Annotated in this window: 16 protein-coding genes; 1 reads left to right on the plus strand and 15 read right to left on the minus strand. The window is 63.9% G+C overall.

The features are described from left to right. Positions 1-14 precede the first annotated feature (14 nt). The 15 genes from C8C98_RS00335 to C8C98_RS00405 all read right to left on the minus strand — a co-directional run bounded on the left by C8C98_RS00335 (position 15) and on the right by C8C98_RS00405 (position 14,336). On the minus strand, positions 15-734 hold the full coding sequence (locus C8C98_RS00335) for an ABC transporter ATP-binding protein (protein ID WP_121452678.1): 720 nt from the start codon (positions 732-734) through the stop codon (positions 15-17). Next, positions 731-1,489 carry an ABC transporter ATP-binding protein gene (locus tag C8C98_RS00340; RefSeq protein WP_121452679.1) on the minus strand — a complete coding sequence of 253 codons (759 nt, stop codon included), beginning with the start codon at positions 1,487-1,489 and terminating at the stop codon, positions 731-733. Before C8C98_RS00340 ends, C8C98_RS00335 begins: the two co-directional genes overlap by 4 nt. Next, positions 1,486-2,502, minus strand: a complete 1,017-nt coding sequence (locus tag C8C98_RS00345; RefSeq protein ID WP_233574401.1) for a branched-chain amino acid ABC transporter permease — start codon at positions 2,500-2,502, stop codon at positions 1,486-1,488. The genes C8C98_RS00340 and C8C98_RS00345 overlap by 4 nt, the downstream gene beginning before the upstream one ends. Before the next feature lie 3 nt (positions 2,503-2,505). Beyond that, positions 2,506-3,426 carry a branched-chain amino acid ABC transporter permease gene (locus tag C8C98_RS00350; RefSeq protein WP_121452681.1) on the minus strand — a complete coding sequence of 307 codons (921 nt, stop codon included), beginning with the start codon at positions 3,424-3,426 and terminating at the stop codon, positions 2,506-2,508. Positions 3,427-3,626: 200 nt separating this feature from the next. Further along, positions 3,627-4,853 (minus strand): ABC transporter substrate-binding protein, encoded by a 1,227-nt coding sequence (locus C8C98_RS00355; protein WP_121452682.1) that lies wholly within the window; start codon positions 4,851-4,853, stop codon positions 3,627-3,629. Between the two features lie 59 nt (positions 4,854-4,912). Next, the gene (gene andAb, locus C8C98_RS00360; protein WP_233574402.1) at positions 4,913-5,290 is read right to left on the minus strand and encodes an anthranilate 1,2-dioxygenase ferredoxin subunit AndAb; all 378 of its coding nucleotides are present in this window, start codon (positions 5,288-5,290) and stop codon (positions 4,913-4,915) included. Positions 5,291-5,297: 7 nt separating this feature from the next. Next, complete coding sequence (gene andAd, locus C8C98_RS00365) at positions 5,298-5,780, minus strand: anthranilate 1,2-dioxygenase small subunit AndAd (RefSeq protein WP_121452683.1); 483 nt, start codon at positions 5,778-5,780, stop codon at positions 5,298-5,300. Between the two features lie 11 nt (positions 5,781-5,791). Next, positions 5,792-7,081: an anthranilate 1,2-dioxygenase large subunit AndAc gene (andAc, locus tag C8C98_RS00370; protein WP_233574403.1), complete on the minus strand. Its 1,290-nt coding sequence runs from the start codon at positions 7,079-7,081 to the stop codon at positions 5,792-5,794. Positions 7,082-7,281: 200 nt separating this feature from the next. Then, the gene (locus tag C8C98_RS00375) at positions 7,282-8,292 is read right to left on the minus strand and encodes an AraC family transcriptional regulator (protein ID WP_121455929.1); all 1,011 of its coding nucleotides are present in this window, start codon (positions 8,290-8,292) and stop codon (positions 7,282-7,284) included. A 170-nt stretch (positions 8,293-8,462) separates the two neighbouring features. Beyond that, positions 8,463-9,422, minus strand: a complete 960-nt coding sequence (locus C8C98_RS00380; protein WP_121452684.1) for an isoaspartyl peptidase/L-asparaginase family protein — start codon at positions 9,420-9,422, stop codon at positions 8,463-8,465. Next, the gene (locus C8C98_RS00385; protein ID WP_305001305.1) at positions 9,419-10,162 is read right to left on the minus strand and encodes an amino acid ABC transporter ATP-binding protein; all 744 of its coding nucleotides are present in this window, start codon (positions 10,160-10,162) and stop codon (positions 9,419-9,421) included. The genes C8C98_RS00380 and C8C98_RS00385 overlap by 4 nt, the downstream gene beginning before the upstream one ends. Further along, positions 10,159-11,229, minus strand: a complete 1,071-nt coding sequence (locus C8C98_RS00390) for an amino acid ABC transporter permease (RefSeq protein ID WP_121452685.1) — start codon at positions 11,227-11,229, stop codon at positions 10,159-10,161. Before C8C98_RS00390 ends, C8C98_RS00385 begins: the two co-directional genes overlap by 4 nt. Position 11,230: 1 nt before the next feature. Next, entirely contained in the window at positions 11,231-12,214 is a 984-nt protein-coding gene (locus tag C8C98_RS00395) for an ABC transporter permease subunit (RefSeq protein ID WP_121452686.1), read from the minus strand. Between the two features lie 33 nt (positions 12,215-12,247). After that, entirely contained in the window at positions 12,248-13,279 is a 1,032-nt protein-coding gene (locus C8C98_RS00400) for an amino acid ABC transporter substrate-binding protein (protein ID WP_121455931.1), read from the minus strand. A gap of 217 nt (positions 13,280-13,496) precedes the next feature. Continuing rightward, positions 13,497-14,336: a MurR/RpiR family transcriptional regulator gene (locus C8C98_RS00405; RefSeq protein ID WP_121452687.1), complete on the minus strand. Its 840-nt coding sequence runs from the start codon at positions 14,334-14,336 to the stop codon at positions 13,497-13,499. Positions 14,337-14,934: 598 nt separating this feature from the next. Between C8C98_RS00405 and C8C98_RS00410 the strand changes: the two genes are divergently transcribed. Continuing rightward, complete coding sequence (locus C8C98_RS00410; RefSeq protein ID WP_121452688.1) at positions 14,935-15,843, plus strand: alpha/beta fold hydrolase; 909 nt, start codon at positions 14,935-14,937, stop codon at positions 15,841-15,843. The last annotated feature ends 61 nt before the right edge of the window (positions 15,844-15,904 follow it).

Below are 15,904 nucleotides of genomic sequence, written 5' to 3' on the forward strand. Positions count from 1 at the left end.
GCAGCGCTACACCCCTACACCGTGAGGTAACGGGCCCACAGGCTGCGGTCGGCATTCAGGGCGTCAGAGTCGCCCTGCCACACCACGCGCCCGCGCTCCAAAATCACATGGCGGTCGGCCAGGCCCATGAGGCGGTGCACGTATTTGTCCACCACCAAAATGGTCTGCCCCGCCGCCTTGAGCGTGCCCAGGCAGCGCCAGATTTCCTCGCGGATCACCGGAGCCAGGCCTTCGGTGGCTTCGTCCAGGATCAAAAGGCGCGGGTTGGTCGACAGCGCCCGGCCTATCGCCAGCATCTGCTGCTCGCCGCCCGACAACTGACTGCCCAGGTGGTGCTGCCGCTCTTTGAGGCGCGGAAACACGCCGTAGATGCGCTCGATGTCCCACGCATCGCGCAGGCCGCTGCGGTTGTCGGCAAAGGCCACCAGATGCTCGCGCACGCTGAGGTTGGGGAACACATGGCGCCCCTCGGGCACGATGGCCAGGCCCAGGCGGGCAATGGCGTCGGTGGGCATGCGGGTGGTGGCCTGGCCCGCAAAGCGCACCTGGCCTGCCGTGGGGCGCAGCGCACCCACCAGGGTTTTGATGGTGGTGCTTTTGCCCATGCCGTTGCGCCCCAGCAGCGACACCACCTCGCCCGCCGCAATCTGCAGGTCCACACCAAACAGCACCTGGCTGGCACCGTAGCCCGCCTGTACGGCCTGGCAGTTCAACAAGGGCTCGGGGGTGCTCATGCGGCGGTCTCCAGCGTTTCGGTGCCCAGGTACACGGCCTGCACCTCGGGGTGGTTGCGAATCTCGTCAGGCGTGCCTGCCGTCAGTACCCGGCCATAGACCAGCACCGAGATGCGGTCGGCCAGGCGGAACACGGCCTCCATGTCGTGCTCGATCAGCAGCACCGCCATGTCGCTTCGCAGGGTCTCGATGAGCTGCACCATCTGCTGCGACTCGTCCGGCCCCATGCCGGCCATGGGCTCGTCCAATAGCAACAGCTTGGGCGCAGAGGCCAGGGCCAGCGCCACATCCAGCGTGCGCTGCGCACCGTGGGGCAGCGCCCCGGCGGTGGCGCCCAAGCTGTGCTGCAGCCCCACGCGCTCGGCCAGTTGCTCGGCCTGGGCGTACAGGCCCCGCGCCTGGGCGCGTGGCTGCCAAAACCGAAAGCTGGAGCCGCTGTGCGCCTGCACCGCCAGCAGCAGGTTGTCGCGCACGCTCTGCTTGGGAAAGATGCGCGTGACCTGAAAGCAGCGCGACAGGCCATGCGCCACGCGCCGGTGCATGGGCAGCGCCGTGATGTCCACACCGCCCAGCACCACCCGGCCCTCGTCCGGCGTGAGCAGGCCCGAGATCTGATTCACCAGCGTGGTCTTGCCCGCGCCGTTGGGGCCAATGAGCGCATGGATTTCGCCGTGCTGCACCGACAGGCTCACATGGTCGGTGGCCAGCAGGCCGCCAAAGCGCTTGACCAGGCCCTGTACTTGAAACAGGCTCATGGCTTGCTCCCCTCGCGCAGTTGGCGCAATTTGCGCAGACCACCCCATGCCGCCAGCCCCTGGGGTGCATACAGCGCCGTGGCAATGAGCAGCAGGCCCAGCGGCATGTGCCAGTAGTGGGTGTTGAGCTTGAGCACCTCCTCCAGCACCAACCACACCGCCGCACCCAGCGCCCCCCCCCAGCGGCGGCCCAGGCCGCCGATGACCACCATCACGATGAGCGTGGCCGATTGTGTCCAGTGCATCATCGACGGGCTGACAAAGCTGTTGCCTGTGGCCAGCAGCGCCCCGGCCAGGCCCGCAATGGCCCCGGCCAGCACAAAGGCCGTGAGTTGCAATGCGTACACCGGGTAGCCCAGCGCCCGCATGCGGGTCTCGTTGTCGCGAATGCCCGCCAGGGCCACACCGAAGCGCGACTTTGTGGCCCGGTCCATCCACCACAGCACCGCAGCCACCAGCGCCAGCACCACCCAATACAGCGTGGATTCATCGGCGCTGTTCAGCCCCAGGCCCAAAGCGGGCCGCACCATCAGCGTGTAGCCGTCGTCACCGCCATAGCTGCGCAGCGACACAAACACGTAGTACAGCATTTGCGCAAAAGCCAGCGTGATCATGATGAAGTAGACGCCCTTGGTGCGCAGCGATACCGCACCAATCAACAGGGCCGCCAGCGCGGCAAAACCCATGGCTGCAGCCCACATGATCCAGGCCGAGCCCCAGCCTGCATCACTGAGCACCACCACGGCATACGCCCCCACGCCCATGAACCCCGCATGGCCCAGCGCCACCATGCCGCCAAAACCCATGATGAAGTTCAGGCTCGCGGCGGCCAGCGCCACCACCAGCACGCGGCGCACAAAGCCGATGTAAAAGTCCAGACCCAGGGCTGATGCAATGGGCGGAAAGACAGCCAGCAGCAACAGCAAGGCCAGCGGCAATGCCACCCCCAGCCATCGCGGTGCGGCTGCGCCCGGGGCCGCTACGGCAGCAGAGTTCATCGGTACGTCCGACATGGTTCAGGCCCTTGCAGAGAAAAGCCCCGCAGGGCGAAAGGCCAGCACGGCGGCCATCAGGGCATACATGGCCACCTCGGCAAACAGCGGGCCCAGGTCTGCCGCCAGCGCGGGGGGCAAGGTGGCACGCAACAGCTGCGGCACAAACGCACGGCCCATGGTGTCCACCAGGCCCACCAGCAGCGCGGCCACAAAGGCGCCGCGCACCGAGCCAATGCCCCCAATGACAATGACCACCAGCGCAGGGATGAGGATGGATTCACCCATGCCCACCTGCACCGCCATGATAGGCCCCATCAACGCGCCTGCCAGCGCCGCCAGCGCAGCACCCAGCACAAAAATGCCGCTGAACACGCGCTTGACCCGAACGCCCATCAGCTCGGCCATCCAGCGGTCTGACGCACCCGCGCGCACCAGCATGCCCACGCGGCTGTGGTTGACCAGCAGGTACAGCAGCCCCGCCACCAGCACACCCGCACCCAGCACCACCAGGCGGTATGAGGGGTATGGCAGCCCGGCGAACAGATCCACCGGGCCAGAGAGCGCAGCGGGCGTGGGCGCCATCACGGGCGACGGGCCCCACACCATCTTCACCGCATCGTCGGCCACCAAAATCACGCCAAACGTGGCCAGCACCTGGGCCAGGTGGTCGCGCCCGTACAGGCGGCGCATCAGCGTCACCTCCAGCAGCACGGCCACCAGCATGGTGGCCGCCACGGCCACGGCCACCGCCCCGGCAAACGAGCCGCTGTGCACATGCACCGTGGCCGCCACGTAAGCGCCCACCATGAACAGCGAGCCATGCGACAGGTTCATCACATCCATGATCCCGAAGACCAGCGTGAGCCCCGCCGCGATCAAAAACAGCATGAGCCCGTAGCCCGCGCCGTTGAGCAACTGCTCGAAAATAAGTATCGGATTCATCGTGTGGCGTGCATGTGCAAGGTGGATTGCTGGTTCAGATGGGTCACAGCGTATGGATTCGGACTGAATGCATCGCAGCCGTACGCGCCGAGCTTGTCCAGGCGCCGCGCACGGCCCAAGCAGGCGCTGCCCATCGGCGGCAGCCCCAGGACTGCGCTGCCCCTAGCGGGGGGGCAGGCGCGCGGCGGCTCAGGCAGCTGTCACTTCAGGCCGCACTGCGCCGAATACGCATCGCCGTAGTTCTCCAGCACGGTGCGGATGGTCTTGTTGGTGATGCGGCCTTCGGCGTTCTTGCCCACGGTGCGCAAGTAGAAGTTCTGCACGGGGTAGTGGTTGTTGGCGTAGCGGAAGTTGCCACGCACCGAGGGGTACTGCGCCTTGACCAGGGCTTTGATCAGCCCGTCTTTGTCGCTGACCTTGCCGCCCACAGCTTTGACGGCGGCGTCCATGGCCATGATGGCGTCAAACGCCTGCGCGGCGTACAGCGACGGTGTGCGGCCCGCGTATTCCTTGCGGAAGGCGGCCACGAAGGCCTTGTTGGCGGCGTTGTCCAGGTCATGCGCCCAGTGGGTGGTGTTGAACAGGCCCAGCATGGGCTCGCCCACGGCGGTGATCACGTCTTCGTCGGCCGAGAAGCCGCTGGTGACCAGAGTGATGTCCTTGGACAGGCCCGCGCCGACAAACTGCTTGATGAAGTTGATGCCCATGGCGCCGGGCAGGAAGAAGTACACCGCATCGGGCTTGGCGGCGCGCAGCTGGGCCAGTTCGGTGGCGTAGTCGATCTGCCCCACCTTGGTGTAGATCTCATCGGCCACCTGGCCCTTGAACTTGCGCTTGAAGCCGGTCAGAGAGTCTTTGCCCGCCGGGTAGTTGGGGGCGATCAGCACCATGCGGCCAAATTTCTGGTCGGCGGCAAACTGGCCTGCGGCCTCGTGGAACTGGTCGTTCTGGTAAGCCGTGCCAAAGAAGTAGGCGTTGCACTGCGCACCCGCCAGTTGGCTCGGGCCTGCATTGCTTGACAGGTACGGCACCTTGGCCGCAAACAAGGTGGGGGCCACGGCCAGGGCCACGTTGCTGGCAATGGGGCCGGTGAAGAGGTCTATTTTTTCGCGTTGCACATAACGATCCACCAGTTGCTTGGCCTGGTCAGGGCTGCCCGCCATGTCGGTCTGGATGAACTGTGCGGGCTGCCCGCCCAGCTTGCTGCCCAGCTGCTTGATGGCCAGCGCAAAGCCATCGCGCGCCTCGGCACCAGGGCCCGCAAAGGGGCCGGACACATCCAGCGCAATCCCGACCTTGATGGGCGCGGCGGCCGTGCCCTGGGCCTGGGCCGACAAGCAAGCGCTGGTGGCCAGCGCCGCCAGCAGGGTCCATTGCGCGGCGCGGCGCAGGGCAGGTCCGGAGAAAGGGCGAAATGTGGGGGCCATCGTCTGTCCTGTGGAGTTGAAGGTGAAAAAAAGCGATACGCAGTTGGCAACCGCGAATGCTACAGCCCTACTTCGACCCTGCCCGCCACCACGCGCACCGGGAAAGTACGCACCGCTTCGGTGACAGGGGCCTTGCAAGGGGCACCCGTGCGGATGTCAAAGGTGCCCTGATGCAAGGGGCATTCCACACAACCGTCTTCCACCCAGCCATCGGACAGTTTGGCCGCGCCGTGGGTGCACAGGTCGTGCAGGGCATACAGCCCTTCGCCCTGGCGGAACACGGCCACCGGCAGGCCGCCCGCCACCACGGGCCAGACGGCACCGTCCGGAAAATCATCGGGCTCGCCCACGTCGTGCCAACTTTGGGCGGTGGCAGTGGCCTGGGCCACGGTGTCCAGGGCATGCAAAGTTGTGGGGGTGTCTTGTTCTGTATGCATGAAAACCTCAGATGGGAGTGGCCAACAGGGTGGGAACGCGCAGGGTGTCGTAGACCACGCGCTTGCTGCGGTAGCGCCACTCGCCTTCGTGCTGCACCACCTCATCCAGGTATGTGCCCGCCTGGTACACGCTCGAATCGCCCGCCTGGCCGGTGATGACGACGATGTAGCTGGACTGCGTGTGCACCACGCCCTCCTCCACCGCCGTGATGACCAGGCCCGAGGTGGCGTGGCGGTACACATGGTCTTCAAAGATGTTGGCGTTGCGCAGCGACAGCACCCGGTCGCGCAGCATGCCGGCGTTGCGGCAATACACAATGGGCGCGGGCAGACCTGCGTCGAAGTTCTCCTTGGGGATGATTTCGTAGCGGCAGTCTTCCACGAAGAAGCCGGGCCAGTCTTCGAGCCGGTTGTTGTCCAGCGCGTGCACGTAGCGGTGCTGCAGCTCCAGCAGCTCGGTCCACAGCGGCAGTCGTTGTTGCTTGTTCATTCGGTGTTTCCTCAGTAGCCCATGAGCTTTTGGTAGCCCACCCAAAAGCGGCGGATCAGGTTTTCAGTGATCACGGTGTCTTGCTGCTCGGGGGCATCGCGCGCCATGGCGATGTAGGAGTGCTTGTCGCCATCGCGCGCAGTGCCGCGCTGCACCAGCTCGGTGGCCTCGGTGTCTTCCATCGAGATGTAGCCTGCAGGCCCTACCAGGTTGGCCTGCAACAGGCGCAGTTCGCGCAGCTCGGGCGTGTCGTCTTCGTAGCCGAAGAAATGGAACACCAGCTCAAAGTTGCTGGGGCCTTTGGCCAGCAGCTGACGGGCCACCAGCGTGTTGTGGATCTGCTGCACCACCAGCTGCGGAAAGATGGGCTGGATGTGGTTGGTGGTCATCTCATCAAACTCTTTGATCTGCCCCAGCAGCGCCGGGTCTTCCAGCGCAAAGCCTTCGTCCATTGAGCGGATGTTCTGCGCGCTGTAGGCCGCTGCCGTGTCGGTGTCCACCTCGGGCTTGGTCACGGTGATGATGCTGTGCAGGCCGTGCGTGGCGTCGGGGATGGAGCGCGCCTTCATGCCCACGCGAAAGATGTTGAACGTGGTGTGGAACAGGTGCAGCAGGCTCGCGTGGTAGGGGTCCTTCACGTTCTCGAAGTACAGCTTCCAGTTCGACTTGGAGTACTGCCGCGTGCAGCCCAGGTAGACGATGGACTTGTGGAAGATGCGGTCGATCCAGGGGCGCATCTCGGGGCCCAGGTACTCTGGCAGCGGCGGGGTTTGGTCGCTGAAGGTGGCAAACAGCAGGCCCTTGTAGCTGTCCACGCGCAGCTTGTGCAGGTTGTGTTCTTCGGGCTTGAAGTCTTTGGGCATGCCCACCATGCCTTTTTGGCCCCGGCGGAACGGCACACCCTGCAAGTCGCCATTGGCCGCAAAGCTCCACTGGTGGTACACGCAGGTGTGGCTGGCGGCGTTGCCACGCTTTTCTCGGCACACCATGGCGCCCCGGTGCGCGCAGCGGTTGACCCAGCAGGCCAGGCCCTCGGGAGTGCGGGTGACCACCACCGGCGTGTCGCCGATGAAGGTGGACTTGAAATCACCCACGTTGGGGATCTCGGCCTCCAGGCCCAGAAAGCTCCACACCGGGCCGCGAAAGATGCGTTCTTGCTCGCGGTCGAATACTTCTTGCGAACTGAAGACGCTGTAGGGCACGCTGGAGCCGTCGGGCTGCGGGAAATGCACCTGCCGCTGTGCCTTGAGCGATGCGGGTGGCGCAATGGGAATCACAGGGACCACGGGGATGTCGGACATGGGCAAACCTCTTCGATGGGGATGCCTTCATGCTAGAAATCGCGGCGCCTGGGCGCTATCCACTATCGGCACGCAAGGCGCTGGGTCTGTCCGCTTCTTGCAAATCTGTGCAGCAGCATCCATCACTCGCGCATGCGGCAGCCCCATCCCTGCGCGGAGCCAAGCGCGAGGGCCCATAGAGCAAATTGAGAAAAAGGCTGCTACCCGCCCGCCGTCTGGCTCGGCAGCTCGCCAAAGCGCTCGCGGTAGTAGCTGGAAAAGCGCCCCAGGTGGCCAAAGCCAAGCTCCAGCGCCGCATCGGTCACACACGGGCTGGGCTGCTGCAACAGCCGGGCACGCACGGCATCCAGGCGCCGGTTGCGCAGCAGCGCCATGGGCGATGTGCCGTGGTGGCGCTGGCACAGCTGGTTCAAGCCCCGCACACTCACCCCGGCCGCGCGGGCCAGGTCCTCGAGCGCGACGGGCGCGCACAGGCGGCTGCGCAGGTAGGCATCGAGCCTGTCGAGGCGGCGAACGTCGCCATGGACGGCCTGCAAGAGACTGTCGGCGCCCCCGTCGAGCAAAGGCAGCGTGGGAGCAGAAGGCACCGGCACGCTCTGCGCGCAGGAGGCCAGGAACAGCGCCACGTTGCTCTCCATGTGATCCACCCAGCGCGCGTGCGCAGTGCTCTCCACCGCCTGCTGGCTCACATGCAGCAGCGATTGCATGAGGAAGAGCCACTGCTGTCCCTGGCCTAAAGTCAGCGGCAGCAGCGGTTTCACAAAGAGGGTATCGCCCTGCAATGCCTGGGGCGCCCAAGCCCTCAGCAGGCTGCAGGGCACCTTCAAAATCAGTTGGCGTGCTCCCTGCTGCCAGCGCATATGCAAATTGCGCCGGGGTGCAATCAGGGCTGCTGCGCCCACTGGCAGGCAGATGGAGGCGCCGTCAGAGACAATTTCCGCCACGCCACTGAGCGATAGATGCACCAGCACGAAATCGTCGAACGGCCTGGGCCTGATCTCTACTTCTGCACCGTATTGCAGCAAAAACAGTTGCAACTGACGCACACGCACCTTGGACAAGGCGGTGTCCACGGTGCCGGCGCACCATTTCAGTCCATGGTCTGAAAACTCGCGAGCGACCCAGTCGTGCGAGTCCACACGGGCACGAGAGGTGAACACCGTGTGCTGCTGCAGTGCCGTCAAATCCAGAGCAGGGGCGGGCAGACTCATCATCAGGCAAGGTCTCGCTGGCTGGGCGTGGTGCGTTGATCTGCACCGCGCCTTGATTCCCATCAACCAGCAATTTCTATACCCGGCCTATACCCGACACCACCACTGGCTTGGGCGCCCCCTCGAATGCCAGGTCCAGTTGCGGGCGCAGGCCTTACACCGTACGCCGTTTATTGGAAGATGAAGGTCTGGGCAGGCTCGTTGCTCCGCAAGACCCCCCTGTACATGCCCAGTGAGTTGAACGGCATGCTCACGTGGCCCCGGTGATCCACCGCAATCAGCCCCCCGGAGCCCCCCATGGCCAGCAGGTCCCCGAACACTGCGGCATGGGCTGCGCTTTCCAGGCTGTCGCCCTGGTAGGCCATGCGGGCATGGACATCGTGCCCCACGCAGGCGCGCATGAACTGCTCGCCCGTGCCGGTGCATGCCACCGCGCAACTGGCATCGTTGGCGTAGATGCCCGCGCCCACGATGGGCGAATCCCCCACCCTGCCCGGGTGCTTGTTGGTCATGCCTCCGGTAGACACAGCTGCCGCCAGATGCCCGGCCAGATCCAGGGCCACGGCGCCCACGGTTCCGTACTTGCTGTCTTCGCAGATGGGTGCGGGGTTTGCACCCACGATCGCCTGCCCGGTGTGATCCAGCGCCATGGCACCCCTGCCCTGGGCGCGCACCCGGTGAAGCTGGGCCAGGCGCTCTTCTGTGTGAAAGTAGGCGGCATCTTCTGTCGCCAGCCCTTGTTCCCTGGCCACCTTCAGTGCGCCATCGCCCACCAGCAAAACATGCTGGGTATGGTCCATCACCGCCCTGGCCAGCGCCACAGGGTTGCGCACTCCATGCACCCCAGCCACGGCCCCGACTTTGCGGCATTGCCCATCCATGATGGACGCGTCCATCTCGTGCCGCTCGTCAGACGTATAGACCGAACCGCGTCCCGCGTTGAACAGCGGGCAGTCCTCCAGCGATTGAACCGCCGCCTGCACCGCATCCAGTGCGCTACCTCCCCGGCGCAAGACATCTCCCCCGGCCTGCAACGCGGCCTTAAGCCCCTCGTGGTAAGGGGTCACGTCCACCTGCCCCGGAGAAATGGTGCCGGCTCCGCCGTGCACCGCAATCACATATTCACTCATACACCATGCCTCAAAATCTTGCCCAAAAATGCCTGGCTGCGCTCACTTTGCGGATTCTCGAAGAAGGATTTGGGCGGTTGCACCTCCAGGATCTGCCCCCCATCCATGAACACCACACGGTCGGCCACCTGCTGGGCAAAGCCCATCTCGTGGGTCACAACCAACATGGTCATGCCCTGCCCTGCCAGCTCCACCATGACCTCCAGCACCTCATTCACCATTTCAGGGTCCAGGGCCGATGTGGGCTCGTCGAAAAGCATGAGCTCGGGATTCATGCACAAAGCCCGCGCAATAGCCACGCGCTGCTGCTGACCGCCCGACATCTGGCCAGGGTACTTGTGGGCATGCGCGGCGATGTGCACGCGGGCCAGTTGCGCCATGGCCTGCTGCTCGGCCTGCGCGCGCGACACACCCAGCACATGCATAGGTGCCAGCATGAGGTTCTCCAGCACGCTCAGGTGAGCAAAGAGGTTGAACTGCTGAAACACCATGCCAATGTGTCGGCGGGCTCGGGCTGCTGCAGCGCTTTTATCCATCGGCACGCCTTTGAACAGAATGCGCCCGCCGTCAATCGATTCGATCTCATTGACGCATCGGATCAGCGTGGACTTGCCCGAGCCGGATGGGCCGCAGATGACGATGCGCTCTCCCCTGGCCACCTCCAGAGAACAATCCGTCAAGGCATGGAAATGACCGTACCACTTGTGTACGCCCTCAATCTGCAAAATAGGCTCGCTCATCGTCTGTCCAATGCATAGCGGGTTTCAAGAAAGCGTCCATAGCGAACAATGCACAGCCCAAGGACGAGATAAATGGCAGACACCATCAGGTAGGCCTCAGCAAAATAGGGCCGCCAATCCGGGTTGGTCAGCGCCATCTTGAGGCTGCCTGTCAGGTCATAGATGTTCACGATGGCGACCAAGGACGTATCCTTGAGCACCCCAATGAAATGGCTGGTGATGGGCGGTATCGTCACGCGAACGGCCTGCGGAATCACCACCAGGCGCAAAGCCTTCCATCGCGACAGACCCAGCGCATGCGCCGCCTCGAATTGCCCCTTGGGGATGGCCTGCAGCCCTCCCCGAAAGACCTCGGCCAAATACGCGGCCGAGAACCCCACCAAACAGACCACCACGCGCACCATGGCATCCACACGCCACGAGGCAGGCAGCACGAGCGGCAGAACAAAGGCACCGAAGAAAAGCAGCGTGATGAGTGGCACGCCACGCACCAGCTCGATATAGCCCGTGCACACCCAGCGCAGCAACGGCAGCGAAGAGCGCCTCCCCAAAGCCAATGCCATGCCCAGCGGCACGGAAGCCATCACCGCCAGAGTGGCCAGCATGAGCGTCAGGGGCAAGCCGCCCCACAGGTCGGTCGCCACCGGTGCCAGGCCAGCAAAACCGCCCGCGATCAAAGCGATGAAGGCCACCAGCGCGGCTGCCACCATCGCCACCCCCTTGCCGCCAAAGAACCGGGGGGTTGCCGCCATCGCTACAGCGGCCAACAGCAGCAGCACAGCCAGCACAGGGCGCCAGCCCTCACCCAAGGGATAGCGGCCCAGCAAGATCATGCGGTGGTTGTAGCGCACAGCTCCCCAGCAGGCTCCCGCCGAGTTGCGGCAAAGCTCGGGGTCTATGGCGGTGGTCGCCTCTACAACCCCCCAGCGCAGCAAGTGATAGCAGGCCAGCACCAGTCCCAGAGCCACCATGGCCGTGACCAGCATGCTGCCCCAAGAGGAAAACAGCGCCTTCGACCAGCGCCGATGCCACGCAGGCAACTGCGGGGCTTGCGTCATGACGGTCATCTCATCGCTCCTTGATCGCAACGCGGCGATTGATTTGTGCCATCACAAACGACACCAGTATGTTGATGAGCAGGTACACCGATCCAATCACGGCAATGCATTCAATGGCACGGCCCGTCTGGTTCATGGTGGTAGTTGCCACGGACACGATGTCTGGGTACCCGATGGCCACCCCCAGCGACGAGTTTTTGACCGTACTGAGCATGAGGCTGGTGTAGGGAGGGATCGCTACACGCAGACCTTGAGGAATCAAAACCAGCCGCAGGGTCTGCCAACGGGACAGGCTCAACGCATGCGCAGCTTCGCTCTGGCCACGTGCCACCGACTGCAGGCCAGCCCGCACAATCTCCGAGCAATAAGCGCCTGCGTAGAGCATGAGCGAGAGCACCAGGCTCATCCACTCGGTGCTCAGAACATGGGTGCCGTGCACGCCGAAAGGTGTCACCTCCACCTGGCCCCAGGGCAAAATCAACCCACTTTTGCTCAGGTAGAACCCGGCCAGCGACAGCGCATCCTCCGGGTTGGGCAGGGCTTCGGTGGCGATGATGTAGACCAGCAGGACCTGCACCAGCAGCGGTATGTTGCGCAGCACGTCCACGATGGTGTGCACCAAGCCTCGCAGCAGCGGGTTTTGAGCAACTGAAGCAATGCCCAGCACCAAACCCAACAAGGAGGCCAGCACCAAGGCCGGGACCGCCACACGCACGGTGTTCAGCGCACCGGCCAGCAGCGCCCAGAAATAGCTGTCATCCTCCCCAAAGGGAATCCAGCCCTCTCCAATCGCGAATCCCGCAGAGTCGCTAAAGAGAAAGCCAAAACCTGCCGCCATGTTGCGCTCGCGCAGGTTGGCCTGCGCGTTGTGCACAAGCCAAGCCAGCAAGGCCGCCAGGGAAACCACAAGACAAACCTGCAACAGCCAGGCCAGCATCGATACGGGCTTGCGTGGCGGGCTTGCCACCACGCGACCCTCAGTGTCTGGATTCATGCCAGGGCGCTCTCGTTTCAAGGCGTTCCCGCATCACTGCAGCGGCAGCGGATACACCAAGCCACCTTGCGTGTACAGACGGTTCAAGCCCCGCTCCAGCTTGAGCGAGCTGCCAGCGCCCAAGTTGCGGTCAAAACTCTCACCGTAGTTGCCCACCTGCTTGACGACGCGGTAGGCCCACTTCTTGTCCAGCCCCAGGGATTTGCCAATGTCGTCACTCTCGCCGATAAAGCGGCGAACCGCCACCTCCTGGCTCTTGGCAACCTGCGCATCGATGTTGGCCTGGTTCAGACCCATCTCTTCGGCCACCTGCATGGCCTGCAAGGTCCAGCGGACAATGGAAAACCACTCTTCATCGCCTCGGCGCACGGCGGGGCCCACTGGCTCCTTGCTGATGATTTCGGGCAAAAGCTCGTAGTCTGCGGGGTTGGGAAGATCAGTGGCACGCAAGATGGCCAGGGCGGCATAGTCCCCCGTATAGGCTTGGCAACGGCCCGACGCGAACGCCTGCTTGGACGCCTCCTGGTTGTCAAACACCACTGGGCGGTAGGTGAACTTGTTGTTGCGGGCGTAGTCCTGCAAGTTGCGCTCGGTACTGGTGCCAGAGTCGATGCAGATAGTGGCTTTGTCCAGTTGCTTGACGCTGCGCAGGCCAGGGCGCTTTTTCACAATGAAGGCTTGACCATCGTAGAAGTTAATGCCCGTCCACAACAGCCCCAGGCTTGTGTCGCGGGTAAAGTTGAAGGTCGTGTTGCGCGCCAGCAGGTCAATCTCGCCGCTTTGCAGCGCCGTGATACGGGTCTGCCCGGAAGTAGGCACAAATTTCACCTTTTTGGCATCGCCCAGCACGGCAGCCGCAACAGCCCGGCAGAAGTCAACATCCAGCCCGCTCCAATTGCCCGAGCCATCAGCCTGCGCAAAGCCCGCGCGGCCTGTGTGCACCCCGCAAGTCAAGACATCGTTCTTCTTGACACCATCAAGCACCTTGCCCGCCATGGCGGGCACAGACATGCACAGCGCTACGGCAGCCAAACAAGCGCCGGTGAAGGTTTTGGCCAGTTTCATAAAAATCATCTCCTGTGAGTGAAAAGTTGCATGGGACAAACAAACAAACGCAAATGACCGCAAGACCCCGCGGCGTAGCCACAGCACCCGCACCACCCAGGCCACCCAAAAACCGCCGCACACACCGAGCGGCCAATGCCTGCAGTGAATGGATCGGCCACGCTTGCGGCGTGACCGCTCAAGCAGGGGATCATGGGCATAGCAGGTTGCTCAGGCGCTAACGCCGACGCATCTGCAACAGATGGGGGAGCACGGCGTCGTACATGTCGGTGGTGATGGATGCAGCCTTTGAGTTCAGCCGCATCACGCTGGCCGTCACCGCCTCGATCAATGCCACGATGGAGACATAGCTGTGCGACATCACGCGGTGTTCGGCAGGAGCAAGCATCACCAGATCGGCCACGGGTGCCAGGGGCGATGCCATCTTGTCGGTGACAGCCACCACGAACGCACCGCGCGAACGTGCGGCGCCGGCAAGGGTCACGGTGTCCATCGAATAGCGCGGAACAGCGATTGCCATCAGCACATCGCCCTGGCCCAGATGCATCATGCGGCGGGCAATCTGCTCGGCCCCGCCCCCCTCAGAGACATGGGTGGCCCCTTGCACATACGGCAGCAGCGCACTGGCGGCAAATCCGGCAGCAAAGTGGCTCATCCCAAGCCCCAGGGTGTAGACATGGCGGGCTTTCAGCAAAGTGCTGGCACACCGCTCCAGCGCCTGAATGTCCAGCCCATGGGCGGCCTGCAACAGGCCCGACTGGGCATCTGCAAAGGGGTGTTCGCTGGACAAATCACCACTGCGTTGCAACTTCGCAATCGGCTCCTGCACGTCCTGCAACTCAGCCATCAGGGCCGCCCTCAGCTCTGCCATGCTGGAAAAACCCGCATGCGTGGCAAACCGATTGACCGCCGATTGCGATGCATGGGCCTGGACAGCAATCTCGTCCGCAGACAAGGAAATCGCTTTGAGCGGATGAAGCGCCATCCACTCGCCCACCTTGCGAATCGCCGGGGAGCCTGACTGGGCCGAATGCCGCAAGCCTTGCAAAACACTCATGGAGAACTCACCAAAAGGTTGATGAATGAATTTATTCAAACATTAGTTTACATGAATGAATCCATTCATTTTGATCTTTTTGGGCCTTTTCTGGGCCTGCTTGGGAACCGTGCGGATTCGTGGCGATGCCGCGCCGGTGAAAATCCGGGGTAGCGCTCGGGCATGGCCTCTGATGCAGTCGCACATCAATACCCGCCCACACCCTGCCACCTGGGTTGCAACACCCGTGGCGGCACACCGATGCCAGAGCACCGACACCAAGCCCAGCGGCTCCCAGCAGACCAAGTGCTTCGGGAGGCTGTCGGACTGGGAACGCCGAACGCAACCACGATTCCAGCCAGAGCCATGTGTGCCGCATGGGCCGCATGGGCCCCCAACGACTTCCAATCCCGACAGCTCCGCCATAGGTGTTCCGTCGCAGACACCACAAGCAGCACAACAGGACCGGACAACGACGCAAGGGGAATTCGGCGTGCCGCTGCAAGCCGCCTGCGCGACAGCCCTGCGCCAGCGAGACCGGGGTGCCCGACGTAACATCCCGCCACACACTGGCCGCCTAGCCTCCCTCCCCCTTTTTCCCGCGATCACCCCAGCACCGATGTACCAAGTCCTCAAACCCTCGCGCAGCAGCACACGGGCCCTGCGCCACCTGAACTACCACGTCCGCCACTGGGGGCCCGATACCAGCCCGCTGCCCACGCTGGTGCTGCTGCACGGGTGGATGGACGTGGGTGCGTCGTACCAGTTCACGGTGGACGCGCTGCAGCGCGAGCGCCGCATCATCGCGCCCGACTGGCGCGGCTTTGGCCTGACCACCGGCGCGCCGGTGGACCACTATGTGTTTGCCGACTACCTGGCCGACCTGGACCTGCTGCTAGACCACTACGCACCCGGCGAAGCCGTGGACCTGGTGGGCCACAGCATGGGCGGCAACGTGGCCATGATGTATGCGGGTGTGCGGCCGCAGCGCATTCGCCGCCTCGTCAACCTGGAAGGCTTTGGCATGCCTGCCACGCGGCCCGAGCAGGCGCCCAAGCGCTACGGGCAATGGATCGACGAGATCAAGCAACTGCACCAGGGCGATGTGGCCCTGAAAAGCTACGACAGCCAGGACGGCGTGGCCCGCCGCCTGATGAAAACCAACCCGCGCCTGTCCGAAGACAAGGCCCAATGGCTGGCGGGCCACTGGGCACGGCCCAATGTCCAGGGCCAGTGGGCCATCCTGGGCGACCCGGCCCACAAGATCTCCAGCGCCCAGCTGTACCGCCTGGACGAGGCGCTGGCGCTCTACGAAAACATCACCGCCCCCTTGCTGGCCGTGGAGGCCAGCGACGACAGCCTGGGCCTGTGGTGGAAAGGCAAATACAGCCTGGCCGAATACCACCAGCGCCTGACCCATGTGCGCGACGTGCGCACCGCCGTCGTGCAGGACGCCGGGCACATGCTGCACCACGACCAGCCGCAGCAAGTGGCGCAGCTCATGGAGCAATTTCTGGACGCCGCCTGAACCACCAGTTAAACCACCAGCGAAGCCACCATGCATCAAAATGGCCTCCAGCGCTTATAAA

The organism is Acidovorax sp. 106, from assembly GCF_003663825.1.
Lineage (GTDB): Bacteria > Pseudomonadota > Gammaproteobacteria > Burkholderiales > Burkholderiaceae_C > Acidovorax.